General features: G+C 68.9%; 17 protein-coding genes. 10 read left to right on the top strand and 7 right to left on the bottom strand.

Features of this window, described 5'->3' with window-relative positions:
• Window positions 1–3 precede the first annotated feature (3 nt).
• The 6 genes from EXE46_RS09280 to EXE46_RS09255 all read left to right on the top strand — a co-directional run bounded on the left by EXE46_RS09280 (window position 4) and on the right by EXE46_RS09255 (window position 8,214).
• Window positions 4–2,931 carry a DNA-directed RNA polymerase subunit A' gene (locus EXE46_RS09280; protein ID WP_137688143.1) on the top strand — a complete coding sequence of 976 codons (2,928 nt, stop codon included), beginning with the start codon at window positions 4–6 and terminating at the stop codon, window positions 2,929–2,931.
• Window positions 2,924–5,608, top strand: coding sequence for a DNA-directed RNA polymerase subunit A'' (locus EXE46_RS09275; protein WP_137688121.1), 2,685 nt, complete (start codon window positions 2,924–2,926; stop codon window positions 5,606–5,608). The genes EXE46_RS09280 and EXE46_RS09275 overlap by 8 nt, the downstream gene beginning before the upstream one ends.
• Window positions 5,608–6,027, top strand: a complete 420-nt coding sequence (locus tag EXE46_RS09270) for a NusA-like transcription termination signal-binding factor (RefSeq protein ID WP_137688120.1) — start codon at window positions 5,608–5,610, stop codon at window positions 6,025–6,027. The genes EXE46_RS09275 and EXE46_RS09270 overlap by 1 nt, the downstream gene beginning before the upstream one ends.
• Window positions 6,028–6,071: 44 nt before the next feature.
• The gene (locus EXE46_RS09265; RefSeq protein ID WP_137688119.1) at window positions 6,072–6,929 is read left to right on the top strand and encodes a hypothetical protein; all 858 of its coding nucleotides are present in this window, start codon (window positions 6,072–6,074) and stop codon (window positions 6,927–6,929) included.
• A 206-nt stretch (window positions 6,930–7,135) separates the two neighbouring features.
• Entirely contained in the window at window positions 7,136–7,564 is a 429-nt protein-coding gene (locus EXE46_RS09260) for a 30S ribosomal protein S12 (protein ID WP_006111505.1), read from the top strand.
• Window positions 7,561–8,214, top strand: coding sequence for a 30S ribosomal protein S7 (locus tag EXE46_RS09255; RefSeq protein WP_137688118.1), 654 nt, complete (start codon window positions 7,561–7,563; stop codon window positions 8,212–8,214). The genes EXE46_RS09260 and EXE46_RS09255 overlap by 4 nt, the downstream gene beginning before the upstream one ends.
• 270 nt (window positions 8,215–8,484) lie before the next feature.
• Here the strand turns inward: EXE46_RS09255 and EXE46_RS09250 are convergent, their stop codons facing one another.
• Window positions 8,485–10,470, bottom strand: coding sequence for an aconitate hydratase (locus EXE46_RS09250; RefSeq protein WP_137688117.1), 1,986 nt, complete (start codon window positions 10,468–10,470; stop codon window positions 8,485–8,487).
• 275 nt (window positions 10,471–10,745) lie between these two features.
• Here EXE46_RS09250 and EXE46_RS09245 point away from each other — a divergent pair, with 275 nt between their 5' ends.
• On the top strand, window positions 10,746–11,219 hold the full coding sequence (locus EXE46_RS09245; RefSeq protein WP_137688116.1) for a deoxyuridine 5'-triphosphate nucleotidohydrolase: 474 nt from the start codon (window positions 10,746–10,748) through the stop codon (window positions 11,217–11,219).
• Between the two features lie 9 nt (window positions 11,220–11,228).
• Here the strand turns inward: EXE46_RS09245 and EXE46_RS09240 are convergent, their stop codons facing one another.
• The 4 genes from EXE46_RS09240 to EXE46_RS09225 all read right to left on the bottom strand — a co-directional run bounded on the left by EXE46_RS09240 (window position 11,229) and on the right by EXE46_RS09225 (window position 14,942).
• Window positions 11,229–11,603 carry a tautomerase family protein gene (locus EXE46_RS09240; protein ID WP_137688115.1) on the bottom strand — a complete coding sequence of 125 codons (375 nt, stop codon included), beginning with the start codon at window positions 11,601–11,603 and terminating at the stop codon, window positions 11,229–11,231.
• Between the two features lie 395 nt (window positions 11,604–11,998).
• Window positions 11,999–13,363 carry an LLM class flavin-dependent oxidoreductase gene (locus tag EXE46_RS09235; protein ID WP_137688114.1) on the bottom strand — a complete coding sequence of 455 codons (1,365 nt, stop codon included), beginning with the start codon at window positions 13,361–13,363 and terminating at the stop codon, window positions 11,999–12,001.
• Window positions 13,364–13,513: 150 nt separating this feature from the next.
• Window positions 13,514–13,921: a cyclic nucleotide-binding/CBS domain-containing protein gene (locus EXE46_RS09230; protein ID WP_137688113.1), complete on the bottom strand. Its 408-nt coding sequence runs from the start codon at window positions 13,919–13,921 to the stop codon at window positions 13,514–13,516.
• A 64-nt stretch (window positions 13,922–13,985) separates the two neighbouring features.
• On the bottom strand, window positions 13,986–14,942 hold the full coding sequence (locus EXE46_RS09225) for a DUF5787 family protein (protein ID WP_137688112.1): 957 nt from the start codon (window positions 14,940–14,942) through the stop codon (window positions 13,986–13,988).
• Between the two features lie 128 nt (window positions 14,943–15,070).
• On the opposite strand from EXE46_RS09225, the gene EXE46_RS09220 reads away from it, so the two are divergent.
• The 3 genes from EXE46_RS09220 to EXE46_RS09210 all read left to right on the top strand — a co-directional run bounded on the left by EXE46_RS09220 (window position 15,071) and on the right by EXE46_RS09210 (window position 16,987).
• On the top strand, window positions 15,071–15,454 hold the full coding sequence (locus EXE46_RS09220; RefSeq protein ID WP_137688111.1) for a hypothetical protein: 384 nt from the start codon (window positions 15,071–15,073) through the stop codon (window positions 15,452–15,454).
• Window positions 15,451–16,071 (top strand): NUDIX hydrolase, encoded by a 621-nt coding sequence (locus EXE46_RS09215; protein ID WP_137688110.1) that lies wholly within the window; start codon window positions 15,451–15,453, stop codon window positions 16,069–16,071. Before EXE46_RS09220 ends, EXE46_RS09215 begins: the two co-directional genes overlap by 4 nt.
• An 82-nt stretch (window positions 16,072–16,153) precedes the next feature.
• Window positions 16,154–16,987: an NAD+ synthase gene (locus EXE46_RS09210; RefSeq protein WP_137688109.1), complete on the top strand. Its 834-nt coding sequence runs from the start codon at window positions 16,154–16,156 to the stop codon at window positions 16,985–16,987.
• 24 nt (window positions 16,988–17,011) lie between these two features.
• Here EXE46_RS09210 and EXE46_RS17150 read toward each other — a convergent pair whose 3' ends face one another.
• Window positions 17,012–17,161 (bottom strand): hypothetical protein, encoded by a 150-nt coding sequence (locus tag EXE46_RS17150; RefSeq protein ID WP_199234145.1) that lies wholly within the window; start codon window positions 17,159–17,161, stop codon window positions 17,012–17,014.
• Window positions 17,162–17,383: 222 nt separating this feature from the next.
• Window positions 17,384–18,505, bottom strand: coding sequence for an anthranilate phosphoribosyltransferase (locus EXE46_RS09205; protein ID WP_137688108.1), 1,122 nt, complete (start codon window positions 18,503–18,505; stop codon window positions 17,384–17,386).
• Window positions 18,506–18,775 lie beyond the last annotated feature (270 nt).

The raw sequence follows: 18,775 nt of genomic DNA, 5'->3' as shown, positions 1-18,775 counted from the left end.
TCAATGCAAACACCGAAAGTGCTCGGCGGGATCGACTTCGGCCTCATGGACCCGGAGACGTACCGGGACATGTCCGCGACGAAGGTGATCACGGCCGACACGTACGACGACGACGGCTATCCGATCGACATGGGGCTGATGGACCCGCGGCTGGGCGTCATCGACCCCGGTCTGGAGTGTCGAACCTGCGGCTCCCACTCCGGCTCCTGTAACGGCCACTTCGGCCACATCGAACTGGCCGCGCCCGTCATTCACGTGGGCTTCACGAAGCTCATCCGGCGGCTGCTCCGCTCGACGTGCCGGGAGTGCGGGCGCCTCGCCTTGGACGACGCGCAGCGCGACGAGTTCCGCGACCGCTACGAGCGGGCGAAGGAGCTCGGCGACGACGAACACGACGTGCTGAAGGCCGCCGTCCGGCAGGCTCGGAAGGCGTCCACCTGTCCGTTCTGCGGCGAGCCGCAGGCGGACATCAAACACGAGAAGCCGACCACCTACTACGAGGTCCAGGACGTGCTCTCGGGCGAGTACTCGGAGCGGATCGCCGCCGCGATGCAGCCGGACGAGGAGGAAGACGACCCCGGCACTTCGCCCCAGGAGCTCGCCGACGCGACCGACATCGCCCTCGATCGGATCAACGAGATCATGGCCGGCGAGTTCCGCCCGCGCAAGGAGGACCGCCGCGCCATCGAGAAGGCGCTTGACGTCGACCTCACCGAGGAGGACATGAACAAGCTGATGCCCTCGGACATCCGCGACTGGTTCGAGGACATCCCGGACGAGGACCTCGAAGTCCTCGGCATCGACGCCGAACACTCCCGTCCCGAGTGGATGATCCTGACGGTGCTGCCCGTGCCGCCGGTCACCACCCGCCCGTCGATCACGCTCGACAACGGCCAGCGCTCCGAGGACGACCTCACGCACAAGCTGGTCGACATCATCCGGATCAACCAGCGGTTCATGGAGAACCGCGAGGCGGGCGCCCCGCAGCTGATCATCGAGGACCTCTGGGAACTGCTCCAGTACCACGTCACCACGTTCGTCGACAACGAGATCAGCGGGACGCCGCCCGCGCGCCACCGCTCCGGCCGTCCCCTCAAGACGCTCAGCCAGCGGCTGAAGGGGAAGGAGGGCCGCTTCCGCGGCTCGCTGTCCGGGAAGCGCGTCAACTTCTCCGCCCGGACGGTCATCTCGCCCGACCCGACGCTCTCGCTGAACGAGGTCGGCGTGCCCGACCGCGTGGCGAAGGAGATGACCCAGACGCTCAACGTCACCGAGCGCAACGTCGAGGAGGCGCGGCAGTACGTCCGGAACGGCCCCGAGGCCCACCCCGGCGCGAACTACGTGCGCCGCCCCGACGGGCGCCGCCTGAAGGTGACCGAGAAGAACTGCGAGGAGCTCGCCGAGAAGGTCGAGGCCGACTGGGAGGTGAACCGCCACCTCGTGGACGGCGACATCGTGATCTTCAACCGGCAGCCCTCGCTGCACCGGATGTCCATCATGGCCCACGAGGTCGTGGTGATGCCGTACAAGACGTTCCGGCTCAACACCGTCGTCTGTCCGCCGTACAACGCCGACTTCGACGGCGACGAGATGAACATGCACGCGCTCCAGAACGAGGAGGCCCGCGCCGAGGCGCGCGTCCTCATGCGCGTCCAAGAGCAGATCCTCTCCCCCCGCTTCGGCGGGAACATCATCGGCGCCATTCAGGACCACATCTCCGGAACCTATCTGCTCACCCACTCGAACCCCGAGTTCACCGAGACGCAGGCGCTGGACCTGCTCCGCGCCACGCGCGTCGACGAGCTGCCCGAGGCCGACGGCGTCGGCGACGACGGCCGAGAGTTCTGGACCGGCCGGACGCTGTTCTCGGAGCTGCTCCCGGACGATCTGGACCTCTCCTTTACCTCCTCGGCCGGCGACGACGTCGTCATCGAGGACGGTCAGCTAATCCGCGGCACCATCGACGAGGACGCGGTCGGCGCGTTCGGCGGCGAGGTCGTCGACACGCTCACGAAGGAGTACGGGGAGACCCGCGCCCGCGTGTTCATCAACGAGATCGCGTCGCTGGCGATGCGCGCGATCATGAACTTCGGGTTCTCGATCGGGATCGACGACGAGTCGATCCCGCCGGCGGCCGAAGAGCAGGTCGACGAGGCGATCGAGAGCGCCTACGACCGCGTTCAGGAGCTCATCGAGACGTACGAGGCCGGCGAGCTCGAATCGCTGCCGGGCCGCGGCGTCGACGAGACGCTGGAGATGAAGATCATGCAGACGCTCGGAAAGGCCCGCGACTCGGCCGGCGAGATCGCCGACCAGCACTTCGGCGACGATAACCCGGCGGTCGTGATGGCCCGCTCCGGCGCGCGTGGCTCGATGCTGAATCTGACGCAGATGGCCGGCTCGGTCGGCCAGCAGGCGGTCCGCGGCGAGCGGATCAACCGCGGCTACGAGGACCGGACGCTCTCGCACTACCGGCCGAACGACCTCTCCTCGGAGGCGCACGGCTTCGTGGAGAACTCCTACCGCGGCGGGCTCACCCCCGAGGAGTTCTTCTTCCACGCGATGGGCGGCCGCGAGGGGCTCGTCGACACGGCGGTCCGGACCTCCAAGTCCGGCTACCTCCAGCGGCGCCTCATCAACGCGCTCTCCGAGCTGGAGGCGCAGTACGACGGCACGGTCCGGGACACCTCGGGCCGCATCGTTCAGTTCGAGTTCGGCGAGGACGGCACCTCGCCCGTGAAGGTCTCCTCCGGCGAGGGGGACGGCATCGACGTCGACGGGATCGTCGACCGCGTGGTCGACGCCGAGTTCGCCTCCGACGAGGAGAAGGAGCGGTTCCTCGGCGAGCGCGAACCGCCGACGAACCTCTCGGAACACGCCGGTCCGGGGCTGAACAAGGCCGCGGAGCTGGAGGTGGAGTCAGATGACTGAGTACGACGGCGTCACCGACGACATGGAGGCGGTCGTGGAGGCGACCGAGCTCCCCCGTCGGCTCAAGACCGAGGTGTACGAGGCCATCGACCGGAAGGCCGAGGAGGTCGGCGAGGTCACCATCGAGCAGGCGACCGACATCGCCGAGGGCGTCGAGAACCGCTACGAGCGGACGCGGGTCGACCCCCTCGACCCGGTCGGTACGGTCTCCGCGCAGTCGATCGGCGAGCCCGGGACGCAGATGAGCGTCCCGCACGACGAGCGCGTCGTTGTTCGGCGGAACGGAACGACCGACGTCGTCGAGATCGGTCCGCTCGTCGACGAGGTACTGACGTCCCGCGAGTCCCGGTCCGTGGACGACCACGAGGTCGGGCTCGCACCCGACGGGCTGGAGACGCTCAGCCTCGACGGCGACGAGGGGGTACGCTGGAAACCCGTCGAAGAGGTCAGCCGCCACGACGCACCGGACGAACTGCTTCGGTTCGAACTCGAATCCGGTCGGACGATCCGGGCGACGAAGGCCCACTCGTTCGTCACCCGACGTGACAACGAGGTCGTCCCGGTCACCGGCGAGGACCTCGAAGCGGGCGACTGGCTCCCGGTCGTCGGATCGTACGAGAGCGACGGCGACGACGAGGTCGACCTCCGGGAGTACCTCCCGGCGACCGACTACTGGTACACCTCGACGCTCGCTGACGGCGGCGTTGACACCGCTCCGGTCGGACCGGATCAGCTCCGCAACAAGCGCGACGCGCTCGACGCCGGCGATCTCGACGAGGAGACCGTCTATCCGACCGGCGGTACGGTCGGTCTCCCGGAACGATTCCCGCTCGACGCGGAGACGGGATTCTTCGTCGGCGCGTGGCTCGCTGAAGGGTCGCTGACGGACCACTACGTGTCCGTCTCGAACGTCGACGAGACGTTCCAGGACGGCGTCCGAGCGTTCGCCGATCGGTTCGGCCTCTCGGTGAACGAGTACGAGAACGACAGCGAGTTCGCCCGCGGCTACGACGTTCGCGTGAACGGGACGGTCCTTGCTGACTTCCTGCGCGCTGCGTGTACGGAAGGCGAGCAGAAGATCGTTCCCGGATTCGCGTACGGCGCGGACGACGAGTTCGCCCGGGCGCTGCTCCGTGGGTACTTCAGCGGCGACGGCAACGTCGCGGAAAGCGCGGTCCGTTCCAGTTCGACCAGCGACCGGCTCACCGCGGGGATCGCGCTGCTGCTCGCTCGGTTCGACGTGTACGCGACGCTCGGCGAACAGGACGCGTCGCGGACGCTCCGCGTGCCGAAGAAACACGTCCGGCGTTTCGCCGACCGGATCGGGATGGTCGGCGAGCGGGGTGACAAACTCGACGCCGCGGCCGCCGAGCTGGACGAGACGGGTCCGGACGCGACGGATCAGATCCCGAACTTCGGTGACTCGCTCCGCGAGGTCGCGTCCGACGCCGGCATTCCGAGCCGACAGGTGAACGCGGCGTCGAACCGCCAGCGGATCGGCCGCTCCCGGCTCCGCCGGCTCGTTGACGAGGCGGAAGCGGCCGGCGTCGACTCGGAGGCGCTCGATGAACTCCGTCAGGCGGTCGCCGGCGACGTAGTGTGGGACCGGATCGAGTCGATCGAAGCCGTACCGACGGAACACGACCGGGTGTACGACTTCTCCGTCGAGGGACTGGAGACGTTCACCACGGCAGAGGGCGTCGTGACGCACAACACGATGAACACGTTCCACTACGCCGGCGTCGCGGAGATCGACGTCACGCAGGGGCTCCCCCGGCTCATCGAACTGGTGGACGCCCGGAAGACGCCGGACACGCCGATGATGACGGTCCACCTCGACGGCGAGTACGCGACCGACCGCGAGAAGGCCCACGAGGTCGTCTGGTCGATCGAGGCGACGCGAATCCTCGCGCTCGGCGACGTGTCGACCAACGTCGCCGACATGCTGGTCCGGATCGACCTGAACGACGACACCCTGTTAGAGCGCTGGCCGACCCACTCCGACCCGACGGAGATCGCGGAGATCATCGCCGAGACGATCGAGGACGCGCTGGGCGTCGACACGCGACAGGCCGGCACCGTGATCGAGTTCGGCCCCAACGAGCCGAGCTACCGCGAACTGCTCCAGCTGGTCGAGCGGCTCCGGGAGATCGTGTTCAAGGGGATCGAAGAGATCGAGCGCGTCGTCATTCGCAAAGAAGAGATCGACGGCGACGAGGAGTTCGTCCTCTACACCGAGGGGTCGGCGTTCGGCGACACCCTCGACATCGAGGGCGTCGACGCCTCGCGGACGACGTGTAACAACATCCACGAGATCTACCGCAACCTCGGGGTCGAGGCGGCCCGCGAGACGATCATCGACGAAACGAAGAACACGCTCGAAGAGCAGGGGCTCGACGACGTGAACGTCCGCCACCTCATGCTCGTCGCCGACATCATGACGAACAACGGCGAGATCGAGTCGATCGGCCGGCACGGCATCTCCGGCAACAAGGACTCGGTGCTCGCGCGCGCGGCGTTCGAAGTGACGGTGAACCACCTGCTCGACGCCGCGATCCACGGCGAGTACGACGACCTCGACGGCGTCATCGAGAACGTCATCGCCGGCAAACCCATCTCGATGGGGACCGGCGACGTCGACCTCCGGATGGGGTCGCGCGTCGTGAGCGACGACTAATGTACGTCGAGCTCTCCGACGAGGCGCGGCGCTACATCGGCCGGTTCGACGAGCTGACCGGCGTCACGCCGACGGACTGCCTCGTGGAGGGCGATCGGCTCGTGTTCGTGGTTCCGGCGGGCGAGATGGCGGCCGCGATCGGACAGGGCGGCGAGACCGTCGCGGAGGCCGAACGGCGACTCGACAAGTCGATCGAACTGGTCGAGGACGCGGACACCGCCGAGGCGTTCGTCGCGAGCGCGTTCGCGCCGGCGGCCGTCAACGCTGTCACCGTCTCCGAGCAGAACGACCGCGTCGCGTACGTCGAGGTCGAGGAGGCGGACCGGGGCGTCGCCATCGGCGCGGAGGGCGCGAACATCGAGACCGCTCGCCGACTCGCGGCGCGACACTACGACGTCGACGACGTCCAACTGACCTGACGCGGAACCCACGCCCTTTTGCGGACGCGCCCGTTCTTCGTCGCATGGATCGGAGGCACTTCCTCGCCGCGACCGGAGCCGGAGCCGCGGTCGGCGTCGCCGGCTGTCTCGGTGGGGGCTCGGATCGACCGTCACCCGACGATTCGGAGCGACCGTCCGCCGACGAGACCGACCGACCGTTTTCCGACGCCGAATGGCGGACCGAAGACACCCTCGACGTGGCGACTCTCTCCGAGCGACACGCCGACGCACTCGTCGACGCCGGGGGCGCCACACTGCTCTCGACGGCGGCGACGAGCCACGACGGGGACGCCGATCCGTCCCCGTGGCTCCCCTCACAGGAGTACGAGGCCGCGTACGACCTCGAAAACGGGCGCCAGTACGTGCGCCAGGAAGTGACCGAGACGGACGAGACGGACGTCTCGGAGCTGTACGTCGCCGACGGCACGGCGCTGATACGCCGGCAGACCGTCGACGAGACGCGGTACGGTAGCCAGTCGGTCGACCGGTCGTCGGGCGAGCTCGAAGCGACGATGCGCTCGGAGGTCGTGACGGGGATCCGCGTCGAGGGGGAGACCACGGACGGCGAGACGGAGTACGAGGGGCTGAACCTCTGGAATCCGACGAGCGATGGCGCGGGGAACGTTCGCGGTGAGCCGACCGCGCGGTTCACCGCCGACGCCTTCGAGGGCGATCGGAACGTCCCCGAGACGGTCGAGACGGCGTCGGCGACGGTTCACGTGTACGAGTCCGGGGTCGTCCCGCGGCTCGAACAGTCGTGGGCGGGCGATCACGACGGTCAGGGAGCGACGGTCGACGTCGACATCGACTACCGCGACTTCGGCGCCACGGTGCCGGAGCCGGACTGGGTCGAGACCGCGCGCGAGGAGACGAGCGGCTGATTCGGGGAGGGGTTCGCTCGAACCGAAACGACGGGCGCTCTCGTCGGCTTACCGGCTCAGCGTGATCGAGCGCCCGTCATTTCCGATACCGGATGTCCGTGAAACACCCTCAGATCGGTCGAGAGGTACCGCTCGGAGGATCTGAGGGCGTTTCGCGACGGAGAAAAGACGACGCTTAAGTAGCTCCGTTCGGAAGTAGATGTACGATGGCGAACGGCAAGTACGCGGCCCGTAAGCTCAAAAAGGACCGGCAGAAGCGCCGCTGGTCCGACTCCGAGTACGCTCGGCGAGAGCGCGGGCTCAAGACGAAGTCCGACCCCCTGGAGGGTGCCCCGCAGGCGCGCGGCATCGTCCTCGAAAAGGTCGGTATCGAGGCAAAGCAGCCGAACTCGGCGATCCGAAAGTGCGTCCGGGTTCAGCTCATCAAAAACGGAAAGCAGGTCACCGCGTTCTGTCCCGGTGACGGCGCGATCTCCTTCATCGACGAGCACGACGAGGTCACGATCGCCGGCATCGGCGGCGCGAAGGGCCGCGCGATGGGCGACCTCTCCGGCGTCAACTACAAGGTCGAGAAGGTCAACGGCGTGTCGATGATCGAACTGGTTCGCGGTAACGCGGAGAAGCCGGTCAGATGAGCGGCGAGGAGACCGAGGCGCCGTCCGAGGAGGACGTCGCCGCCGACGAGCCGGACCCGGACGCGCCGGCGTCGAGCGAGGCCGCCAACGAGAACGCCCAACTGTTCGGCGTCTGGGACGTCACCGAGATCGCCTACGAGGATCCCTCGACGAAGCGATACATGACGGTGACGCCCATCGCCCACACGATGGGTCGCCACGCGTCGAAACAGTTCAAGAAGTCCGAGATCTCGCTGGTCGAGCGGCTGATCAACCGCCTGATGCAGACCGAGGAGAACACGGGCAAGAAGCAGCAGGCGACCCGGATCGTCCGTGACGCCTTCGACATCGTCCACGACCGGACCGAGGAGAACCCGGTCCAGATCCTCGTGACGGCCGTCGAGAACGCCGCGCCCCGCGAGGAGACCGTCCGCCTGAAGTACGGCGGTATCTCCGTCCCGAAGGCGGTCGACGTCGCGCCCCAGCGCCGCGTCGATCAGGCGCTGCTCTTCATCTCCGACGCCGTCGCCAGCGCGACGTACAAGTCGAGCACCGCCGCCGCCGAGGCGCTCGCGAACGAGCTCGTCGCCGCCGCCGACTACGACGTCGAGGGCTCCTACTCCATCTCGCAGAAGGAAGAGCGCGAGCGCGTCGCCGCCGCGGCCCGCTAACGCGGACCCGGCCACCTCTCGCTTTCTCTCCGCTCCGCTTCCCGACTACCGACCGGTCCGTTCCGTCTCCCGTCCAGTGACCGGTCCGCTCCGTCTCCGGTCAGCGACCGATCCGCTCCGTCTCCGGTCAGCGACCGATCCGATCGCGTCCCCAGAAACTTCCCGCTCGCGGCCGCGTGCTCGCGTCGCGAGCGGTGTATGGCCCCGCCGCTGGCGACGGTGGAAAGAAGGGAAAATCGGTGTCGGGCCGAGGGGCGCGGTCGACCGCGCTCAGTCGTCGGCCGGCGCCGCGCCGGAGCCGCCGTCGGCGTGCTGCTGTTTGACCCACGAGAGCTTCCCGCCGGCCGCGAGGATGTCGCGCTCGCGCTCGGAGGCGTCGAGGTCGGCGGTGAACTCCCACTCGCCGTTGACGCTCACGGTGAACTCCTCCTGCCCGGAGCGGACGCCCGCGGGCACGTCGTCGACGATCTCGAGGTCGTCGCCCTGGTCGATCTTCTCGTACGTCTCCTCGTCGATCGCCAGCGGGACGATCCCGAAGTTGAACAGGTTCGCCTTGTGGATGCGGGCGAAGCTCTGCGCGAAGACGGCCTCGATGCCGAGGTACATCGGACAGAGCGCGGCGTGTTCACGCGAGGAGCCCTGACCGTAGTTCTCGCCGGCCACGAGGACGCCGCCGTCGGCGTTGAGCGCGCGCTCGGCGAACGTGTCGTCGACGCGCGAGAGCGTGAACTCGGAGAGCTTCTCGATGTTCGAGCGGAACTTCAGGATGTCCGCCGTCGCCGGGATGATGTGGTCGGTGGTGATGTTGTCCTCCATCTTGAGGAGGGCCTCCCCGCCGTCCACGTCGATCCCGTCCTTGAGCGGCACGTCGCCGATGTTCGGGCCCTTGACGAGCCCGTCGTCGATCGCCTCGTCGGGCGAGATGATGTCGGAGTCGTCCTGGCCCATGCCGGGACCGTAGCTGTCGCCCATCTCCAGACCGGGGGCCTCGAGATCGCCGAGCTCGTCGGCGAGGTCGCGCGGGTCGACGATCTCCCCGGTGATGGCCGCCGCGGTGGCGACCTCGGGGGAGCAGAGGAAGACGGAGTCGTCCTCGATGCCCGAGCGCCCCTCGAAGTTGCGGTTGAAGGTGCGCAGCGAGACGGAGTCGGAGGCGGGCACGTGACCGATGCCGATACACGCGCCGCAGGTCGCCTCGGAGAAGTTGACGCCGGCCGCCATCATCTCCGCGGTCCAGCCCTCGCGGGCCAGCATCTCGGACGCCTGCTTCGAGCCGGGCGCGACGATCATCTCGGTCTGCTTGGCGACCTCGCGGTCCTCCAGCATCTTCGCGCTGGGGAGGATGTCCTCGTAGGCGCCGTTGGTACAGGAGCCGACGATGACCTGCTCGACGTCGGTGCCCTCGTACTCGCTGACGGGGGCGACGTTGTCGGGCATCGAGGGCGCGGCCACGAGCGGTTCGAGCTCGTTTAAGTCGACCTCGATCGTCTCGGCGTACTCCGCGTCGTCGTCGGGCTGGAGGTCGACGTACTCCTCCTCGCGGTCCTGGCGCGCGAGCCAGTCCTTCGTCTTCTCGTCGGTCGCGAAGATCGAGGAGGTGGCGCCGAGCTCGGTGCCGAGGTTCGTGATCGTGGTGCGCTCGGGGATCGTGAGCTTCTCGGCGCCGGGGCCGGTGTACTCGAAGATCTTGCCGACGCCGCCCTTGACGGTGAGCTCGCCGAGCAGGTGGAGCGCGACGTCCTTGGCGGTCGCCCACTCGGGCAGCTCGCCTTCGAGGTGGACGTTGACGACCTCGGGCATCTCGACGTAGTAGGGGCCGCCGCCCATCGCGACGGCGATGTCGAGCCCGCCCGCGCCGATCGCGAGCTGGCCGAGTCCGCCGGGGGTCGGCGTGTGCGAGTCGGAGCCGAGCAGCGTCTTGCCGGGCGCCGCGAAGTTCTCCTTGTGGACCTGGTGGCAGATCCCGTTGCCGGGCCGGGAGAAGTACGCGCCGTACGTGCCGGCCGCGGAGCGGAGGAAGCGGTGGTCGTCGGTGTTCTTGAAGTCGAACTGGTACGTCTGGTGGTCGCAGTACTGCGCGGCCAGCTCCGTCTGGATCTCATCCATCTCCAGCGCCTCGAACTGGAGCCACACCATCGTGCCCGTCGTGTCCTGCGTCAGCACCTGGTCGATCTCGATGCCGATCTCTTCGCCGGGCGTCAGCTCGCCCTCGACGAGATGGTCATCGAGGATTTTCTCCGTAATCGTCTGTCCCATATCACGCGAAGATGGCTCTCCCGTGGATATAAAACCCGCGAGTTTCCCGAAGATCGACCGTGTTAGATCCGCCGCTGCGGCAATCTTCGCTCCTGTTTCACTGTGGTACCATCCACCGTGAAATACGTAGTCGTGCCGAGTGTTTTAATTCATTAAACGCCTGAAACGGCCGAAATTGGAAGTTTCGGAGTGTCCGGCGAGACCGACCGCTTTCGCCCCGTCGAGCGCGGAGCGCGGGCGACACCGTTTTGGCTCGCCCGCGGTACCGGACGCGCATGTTCGACTCAGGAGCCGCGGTCGCGGCGGCGCTGGAGGCGGCCGGCGCCGATCTCGACGACGCGCAGCGACAGCCGAACGGCGTCGACCTCACCGTCGACGCGGTGTTCGCACAGACCGAACCCGGCCGGCTCGGGCGCGACGGGAAGCGCGTCGGCGAGCGGCGGGAGCTGGAGCCCCGCGGCGACTGCTACCGGCTGGAACGCGGGAGCTACGTCGTTCGGTACGGCGAGCCGGTGCGGATCCCGGAAGGGCGGATCGGCTTCGTCCTGCCGCGCTCGACGCTGTTGCGCAACGCCTGTACCCTCGACACCGCGGTGTGGGACGCGGGCTACGAGGGGATCGGCGAGGGGCGGCTCGACGTGGGCCACCCGATCGAGATCGAACCCGGCGCGCGGATCGCGCAGCTAGTGCTCGCGGAGGCCGACCACGAGGGGACGTACGAGGGGGCGTACCAGGAGGAGAACCTCTGAACGAGCCGGCTACTCGCCGCTCCAGTCGCCGCCGACGCGGTCGATACCCATCATGTCCTCGCCCGCGTGTTCGGTGAACACGACCTTACAGTTCGGCTCCGGGACGCCGAACGCCTCGACGGCGCGCTCCATCACCGCCAGCGCGAACGCGCGCTTGTACTCGAAGGGGCGCCCCTCGCGGATCTCGGCGTCCAAGAACAGGAGCGGCCCCTCGACCCCCCGCCCGATCGCCATCGCCGACGGCTCGCGTTCCGCGATCGTCACGGCGACGTGGCCGGCCGTCGTCTCCATCTCCTCGGTGTACCGGTCGGTGACGAACGCGACGAACTCCGTCCGGTCCGCGGGCGACAGCGACGCGGTCGTCGCGAACTGTAACAGCGGCATACTCCCGACTGGGTCCGGGGCGACTTTGTCTTGCCGGCGCGCGAGCGACGCGGCCGACGGCGCTGCGGGAGCGACGCACGAACCATCGTTGCGGGAGCGACGTGCGCGAGATTGCCGCGGCTACGCGAGCGGCTCGCTAGGTACGTAAAGGAACGAACGGCACGCCCGTGCCGGGAAAAGGTGGCACGAGCGTGTCGTTCAGTAGGTCCCCGCTGACGCTTCGGCCCTCCAAGCGAAGCGTCACCTGAGACAAGTGGAGGTAGACACTTAAACATGCCGGGGGCGGCAGTGTTGTCGTATTAGCTAGCGGCAATCCGTTCACAACAGTTCGCTAATACGAGCCGCGAACCCACGCGAACGCGTCCTGTAGGGGCGGGATCCGAGCGGTCGCTGCGCTACTGCCGGGCGGGGTGATCCGCGCGGAGCCGCGTCTGGCCCTCGCCGAGGAGTCGCTCGCGGAGGGTCTCGCCCGGCGGCTCGGCGTCGGCCGGGGGGACGAGCCCGCGCTCGCGAAGCTCCGGGACGACGAGGTCGACGAAGTCGACGAGCGAGTCGGGGCGGACGATCTCCTTGACGTTGAACCCGTGAACGCCGACCTCCTCGTGCCAGCGCTGGAGCTCGTCGGCGACCTGCTCCGGGGTGCCGACGATCTTCGGCGAGGTGGTGCCGAGCCCGCAGAACTCCGCGACCTCGCGGACCGTCCACTCGCGGTCCGGCTGGGCCTTCGTGAACGCGTTCATCGTCCCCTGGATCGCGTCCGTCTCGATGTGTTCGACCTTCTGGTCCGGGTCGAGCTCCGAGAGGTCCATGTCGAGGAAGCCGGACAGGAGCGCGAGCGTCGCCTCGACGTCGACGTGTCGCTTGTACTCCTCGTACTTCGCCTCCGCGAGCGCCTCCGTCTCCCCGACGACCGGCACCACGCCGATGAAAAAGCGGAGGCTCTCCGGGTCGCGTCCGGCGTCGGCCGCGCGCGACTTCACGTCGTCCATGTACTCGACGACGCCGGCTTCCGTCGGCTGGCTGGCGAAGACGGCCTCGGCGTTGCGCGCGGCGAACGACCGGCCGTAGTCGGAGGAGCCGGCCTGATAGACGACCGGAGTGCGCTGGGGCGACGGCTCGCAGCCGTGCGGGCCGGGGACCGAGAAGTGGTCGCCCTCGTGGTCGATGGCGTGGACCTTCTCCGGGTCGCTGTACCGGCCGGCTTCGCGGTCGGCCTCGACCGCGTCGTCGTCCCACGACTCCTCCCACAGCGCGTAGCAGACGTCGAGGAACTCGTCGGCGCGGTCGTAGCGCGTCTCCTTGTCCATCCGCTCGTCGAGGCCGAGGTTCTCGGCGGCCGACTCCAGGTAGGAGGTGACGACGTTGATCGCGATCCGCCCGTCGGTAAGGTGGTCGAGCGTCGAGAACTCTCGCGCGAGCTGGTAGGGGTGGGTGTACGTCGTCGAGCGCGTCACCGCGAAGCCGAGGTCGTCCGTGACCTCCGCCATCGCGGGCACGACGAGCTGCGGGTCGTTCGCGGGGGTCTGGACCGCCCGCTCGACGGCCGTCTCGCGGTCGTCGCCGTACACGTCGTAGACCCCGCGTACGTCCGCGAAGAAGACGGCGTCGAAGCCGCCCCGCTCGGCCGTCCGCGCGACCTCGGTCCAGTACTCGCGGTCGGCGTAGTCCGTCGACCGGTCGCCGGGATACCGCCACGACCCGGGCGAGACGTGCTCGACCGAGGACATGGTGAAGAGGTTGAGGTGTAGGTGGTCGGACACGGACCTCGCTACGCGGTCCGACGTAATACGGCCACAGAAAGTGGCGTCACTTGTCGCGGTCGCGGACGCGCCCGGAACGACTGGGCGCGGCGCCCCGCCGACGAAACGCGGGCCGGGCCGCGCTCCGCGAGCGATCGTCGCTCGCGGGCGCTACGCCGAGACGGACTCCGGCGAGGAGACGTACGCGGCGAAGTCGGAGGTGGTGATGATACCGATCGGCGTCTTCCCGTCGACGACCGGGACGTGGTGGAACCCGTGTTCGAGCATCGTCGCGGCGACGGCCGCGACGTCGTCCTGCGCGCTCGCCGTGATCGGGTCGGCGGTCATGTACCGCTCGACGGTCGTCTCGGCCTTCGGCCGGCTCTTCGCGACGATGTCCACGAAGTCCGTCGAGGTGAGGATACCGAGGAGGTCCCCGTCGTCGTCCACGACCAGCGCCGAGCTGACGTCGTTGTCGAGCAGCACCGCGGCCGCGTCCTCGACCAGCGTGTCCGGTGTCACCGTGTGGAGGTCCGTCGACATCAGTCGCGCGACGAAGACGTCTTCGATCTCGTCCATATCGGAACCACCCGCCCTCGCCGTATAAGCGTTCTCACGGCGGCTCGGTCGCTCCCGCCGCGCCTCACAGGTACCGCGAGAGCCCCGACTGCCGCCGGGGTCCGTCCCCGTCCGGGTCGGCGACCCACGCGGTCCGCCGGTCCCGGAGTCGGTCGCGGCCCGTCTCCGGCGGGTCCGCGGGGTCGAAGGCGCGACAGCCGCTCCCGCACTCCCGCCCCGGGTCGACCACGCGGTCGAACTGCGCGCAGCGCGGTCGCCCGTCGGCGGTCGCCTCCGCGTGCGCACACCCCGGCGGCCGGGGCCGCCACCCCTTCCCGTACGCGCGCTCGGCGATCCGCCGCCGCTTGCGCGCCTTCGCCTCGGCGTCGACGAGCGCCACGTCGGTTCGCGACGGGCGTTCCGCCCGGATCTCGACGCCCGGCGCGTCCGGGTCGAGCGGCGTCGGCTCGCGGACCACCTCGCGCTCCCCGGTCTCGGGGTCGAACCGCCAGACCCCGACCGCGTCCGGGATCCGGTTCAGGTGCGCGCGGGTGACGTAGGAGCCGGTCGCGAGGACCACCTCGTCGAACAGCCCGAGCGCGGCGTCGTAGCGCAGTTGCGCCTCCAGGTCGCCCGGGGTTCCGAGGTCGGGCTTGTTTTCGACGGCGACGAGGCGGCCGACCCAGTCGTCCGGGTAGCGAGCGGTCGCCCGCACGGCCGGCCGCCCGTTTCGGCGCTCGCGTTCGAGGTAGCCGACCTCGACCGCGCGGTCGACGACGGCGGCGGCCCGCTCGGGCGGGAGGTCGAACGCGTCGGCGACGGGGACGGCCTCGCCCGGCCCGACGGCGGCCTCGATCGCCGGATCGGGGATCCGCTCGGCGCTGATCGCGGCCCGGTCTTCGAAGCCCGCACCGGGCGACAGCAGACAGACGTCGACGATGCGCGTTCCCGGCGTCTCGACGCCCGCGCCGAGCTGCCGGGCGACGACGCGGTCCGGGGATTCGAGCGCGGCGCACAACGCCAGCTCGAACCGGTACTCCATACCGCCGACAGGGACGCCGCGGGCTAAAGCGCGTCGGCGACCGCGACGGACGCTCGTTCCCGTCCGCCCTCTGCGACCGCGCCTCGATCGGTCGAAACCGGTATTCCCCGCCGCCCCCTACGGCGCGTATGCGCCGGGTCACCCGGAACCTCTTCGTCGCCATCGCCCTGGTCGTCGTCGCGCTGCTCGCGCTCGGCGCGCTCCCGAGCTACCTCGGGAGCGGCGACCCCTACTACCTCACCGTCGAACCGATCGAGACGAACGGCACCGCCGCCGACGTGAACAACGTCTCCGACCGGCGGTACCCGTACCTGATCGGCGCGATCGAGAGCGACGACGGTCGGTCGGCGGGGTACCAGACCGGCCCCTACGGGATGAAGGAGTGGTTCACGCACACGCCGTTCGACGAGGTGGACGCCCTGACACAGCAGGTGCCGAACGCCTCGACGGAGACGGGCGTTCGCGTGCGCCGCGACGGACAGGCGTACCACGCGGAGGTGGTCCGCCCGTGACGGCCGAGAAACCGGACTCCGAGGCTCCCGCCGCCGACCTTCGGGACCTCCCCGCGTTCGCCGACGGCCGCAACCACTCACTGCCGGGCGAGCCGGAGTGGCCGGTGAAGGAGGTCGTCGTCGAGTACGACGAGGGCTGGTTCGTCGGCGGCTACGACCGCGTCGAGCAGCCCGACGGGACCGAGAAGAAGTACTACTGGGCGGAGCTGTCGCCCGCGACGGTGATCGTCGCGGTCGCCGACGACCGAGTGCTGTTCGTCGAGCAGTACCGCCCGACCGTGCGCAACACGCAACTGGAGCTGCCGGCGGGGATCGTCGAGTCCGGCGAGTCGTACACCGAGGCGGGCGCTCGCGAACTCGCCGAGGAGACCGGCTTCGAACCCTCCTCGACCTCGCTGCTTCAGGAGGTGTGGTGTTCGACGGGCGTGTTGCGCCACAAGCGAGGGTACGTGTTCGCGGAGGGGTTGGAGCCGGTCGACGTCGACCACGACAGCAACGAGTTCCTCGCGCCCCGAGCGGTCCCGATCGAGGAGGCGCTGGACGTCGCCCGTGAGCCGCCGACGAACGACGCGACGCTGGAGGGGTTGCTGTTGGCCGAGCGCGAGGGACTGCTGTAGCCGACGCCCACGAAACCCGACGAACGTCCAGTCTACGGGGCCGAAGCGGGGGTATTAGTCACCTCGGTTCCTGAACTCGGGTATGAGCCAGAGCTCGGAGCAGTCGGTGTTGCTGTCGGACGACCCCCCGCTCGACCTCCGCCTCTCGGAGTCGGAACTGGAGGCGACCCGCGAGCGCATCGTCTCGTTCATCTCGGACCTCGTCGACGACGCGGGCGCGGACGGGGCGGTACTGGGCCTCTCGGGCGGCATCGACTCGACGCTCACCGCCCACCTCGCGGTCGAGGCGCTCGGGGAGGACAGTCTCCACGGGATCACGATGCCCTCGTCGGTGAACGACCCGGACGTGATGAGCGACGCGGAGCGCGTCGCCGAGACCCTCGGCATCGAGTACGACGTGGTCGAGATCCAGCCGATCGCGGAGGCGTTCTTCGACGCTGTCCCAGAGATGGCCGACGACCGCACGGCCGCGGGTAACGTCTACGTCCGCACCCGCGCCGTGTTGAACTACTTCGTCGCCAACGCGGAGGACCGGGTCGTCCTCGGGACCGGCAACCGCGCGGAGGCGATGACCGGCTACTACACGAAGTACGGCGACCAGGCGGTCGACTGTAACCCGATCGGGAACCTCTACAAACAGCAGGTGCGCCAGCTGGCCGCCCACGTCGGCGTCGACCGCGACCTCGTGATGCAGGAGCCGACCGCGGGGATGTGGGAGGGGCAGACTGACGCCGAGGAGATGGGACTCGACTACGACACCGTTGACGCGATCTTAGCGGTCCACGTCGACGGCGGCCTCTCCCGGGCGGCGACGGTCCGCGAGCTCGACGTGCCCGAGGAAGCCGTCGACCGCGTGGTCGACCTCCACGAGCGCAGCGCCCACAAGCGGGCGATGCCGCCGGCACCGGAGCGGTAGGGAGGGCCGAGCGGTCAGCGGGGGTCAGGCGTCCTGCGCCCGCTCCTTCGCGACCTCCGCGATCCCGGCGTTCGCCGAGCAGTTGGGACACGCGTGAACCTGTTCCCGGTCGTCCCCGAACACCTGAACGAACCGTTCGGAGACGTGCGCTTCGCAGTGTTCACAGGTCGGCATAGTGGTGGGTGGTATCGTGGGTCATTTTCGGTACACTCACGTTCGGTGCTCGGCGCTCAAGAGCGCTTTTCAAAACCCGTCCCAAATCAGACCCAAATTGGGGGGGACGAGACCGGAGAACGGGCGGAATCTCCGGCCGAGTAACCGAATTCGCCGGGTGGTCGACGGACGCGCGCGCGGCGCGCCGACGAACCGAACCGGCGTACCGTATGAGCCCGGCAGTCAGAACTCTCGCAGCGCTTCCAGCACGTCGTGCGCCGAGCCGTCGTCGATGACCTCGCGGGCCGCGTCGAGGCCCGCCTCGATGGAGTCGACGTCGCCGCCGGCGTAGATCCGGAGCGCGGCGTTGACCGCGACCGCGTCCGCGAAGGCGCCGTCGCGCTCGCCGGCTAGGACTTCCTCCGTGATCCGCGCCGAGTCGACCGCCACGTCGTCGACCGCGAGGTCCTCCTCTTCGAGGTCCATCCCGTACTCCGCGGTCTCTATCTCGAAGTCGTCGAAGGAGGCCCCCTCGCTGCCGGCCGCCGCTGCCGCATCGCCGTCGGCTCCGCCGTCAGCGTCGCCCGCCGCGTCCCACTCGGCGACCTTGGTGTAGCCGGGCCGGACGTCGTCGTACCCCTCCATGCCCTGGAACATCAGGACGCGGTCGAGGTCGTGGAACTCACTTTCGACGAACGTGTCGACCACCTTCTTCGCGAACGCGAGGTGGTAGAAGGAGCCGAGGTGGACGGAGGCGCCGGCGGGGTTCGCCAGCGTCTCGACGGTGTTGACGAACGACCGGACCCCCATCATGTCGCGGCGCTCGAACAGGTCGTCGATCGCGGGGTTGAACGCGGGTTGGTAGTAGAAGCCGAAGCCCGTCTCGTCGACCATGTCCGCGGAGTCCGACGGGGTCAACTCCGTGTGAACCCCCAGCTCGTCGAGGACGTGCTTGTACGCGTCCTGCTTCTGCGTGGGGACGCGGTCGCCCGAGTGGACGACGACGGGGGTGCCCGCGGCGGCGGCGACGGCGCCGGCCGCGACGCCCAAGATGGCGGTCCGGCCCTTCCCGTCGTAGTTGGCGCCGCAGTCGACGGGGTCGACGTCCGGTTCGGCGTACTCGACGCGCTCGCACATCACGTCGACGTACGCGCCCAGCTCCTCGGGCGTGTTCCGCTTCCAGCGGTTCGCGAGCCAGAACGCCCCGAGCGTCGTCGGGTCCGGCTCCCCCGCGAGGATGCGCTCGAACGCCTCGGTCGCCTGCGCGCGCGTCAGGTCGTCGGCCGACTTGTGGCCGGAGCCGCAGACCTCGGTCATCAGCCGCTTGAGGGGCCAGTCGCCGAACTCCTGAGTCGCCTGAGCCATACGCGCTGTTCGGGCTTCCGAACGAAAAGTCCCCCGTTCGGCTCCCGTGCGACGGGAACGCGTCGACGGGGCTTCGGCCCGCTCGACGCGGAACGACGCGGAACGACGCGAGATCGACGCGACCGCGAGATCGGGGTCGGCGCGCGGGAGCCTCGGACCCGGGCGAGCGCGGTCGTCCCCGCCGGCTCCGTGGGACTTGCTCGCACACAAGAAAAACACGTATGGTCGGTTGCTAGTAAAAATAAGAAACAAACAGACAGTTTAAAAGCT

The sequence above is a fragment of the Halorubrum sp. GN11_10-6_MGM genome (assembly GCF_005435165.1).
GTDB lineage: Archaea > Halobacteriota > Halobacteria > Halobacteriales > Haloferacaceae > Halorubrum.
This window is presented reverse-complemented; position numbering and strand designations above follow the sequence as displayed.

Bases quoted from the DNA above. Each gene is read 5' to 3' on its own strand.
- EXE46_RS09275 (WP_137688121.1), top strand. From the start codon at position 2,924: ATGACTGAGTACGACGGCGTCACCGACGACATGGAGGCGGTCGTGGAG.
- EXE46_RS09265 (WP_137688119.1), top strand. From the start codon at position 6,072: ATGGATCGGAGGCACTTCCTCGCCGCGACCGGAGCCGGAGCCGCGGTC.
- EXE46_RS09225 (WP_137688112.1), bottom strand. From the start codon at position 14,942: ATGGAGTACCGGTTCGAGCTGGCGTTGTGCGCCGCGCTCGAATCCCCG.
- EXE46_RS09255 (WP_137688118.1), top strand. From the start codon at position 7,561: ATGAGCGGCGAGGAGACCGAGGCGCCGTCCGAGGAGGACGTCGCCGCC.
- EXE46_RS09260 (WP_006111505.1), top strand. From the start codon at position 7,136: ATGGCGAACGGCAAGTACGCGGCCCGTAAGCTCAAAAAGGACCGGCAG.
- EXE46_RS09250 (WP_137688117.1), bottom strand. From the start codon at position 10,470: ATGGGACAGACGATTACGGAGAAAATCCTCGATGACCATCTCGTCGAG.
- EXE46_RS09270 (WP_137688120.1), top strand. From the start codon at position 5,608: ATGTACGTCGAGCTCTCCGACGAGGCGCGGCGCTACATCGGCCGGTTC.
- EXE46_RS09240 (WP_137688115.1), bottom strand. From the start codon at position 11,603: ATGCCGCTGTTACAGTTCGCGACGACCGCGTCGCTGTCGCCCGCGGAC.
- EXE46_RS09210 (WP_137688109.1), top strand. From the start codon at position 16,154: ATGAGCCAGAGCTCGGAGCAGTCGGTGTTGCTGTCGGACGACCCCCCG.
- EXE46_RS09280 (WP_137688143.1), top strand. From the start codon at position 4: ATGCAAACACCGAAAGTGCTCGGCGGGATCGACTTCGGCCTCATGGAC.
- EXE46_RS09220 (WP_137688111.1), top strand. From the start codon at position 15,071: ATGCGCCGGGTCACCCGGAACCTCTTCGTCGCCATCGCCCTGGTCGTC.
- EXE46_RS09230 (WP_137688113.1), bottom strand. From the start codon at position 13,921: ATGGACGAGATCGAAGACGTCTTCGTCGCGCGACTGATGTCGACGGAC.
- EXE46_RS09245 (WP_137688116.1), top strand. From the start codon at position 10,746: ATGTTCGACTCAGGAGCCGCGGTCGCGGCGGCGCTGGAGGCGGCCGGC.
- EXE46_RS09205 (WP_137688108.1), bottom strand. From the start codon at position 18,505: ATGGCTCAGGCGACTCAGGAGTTCGGCGACTGGCCCCTCAAGCGGCTG.
- EXE46_RS17150 (WP_199234145.1), bottom strand. From the start codon at position 17,161: ATGCCGACCTGTGAACACTGCGAAGCGCACGTCTCCGAACGGTTCGTT.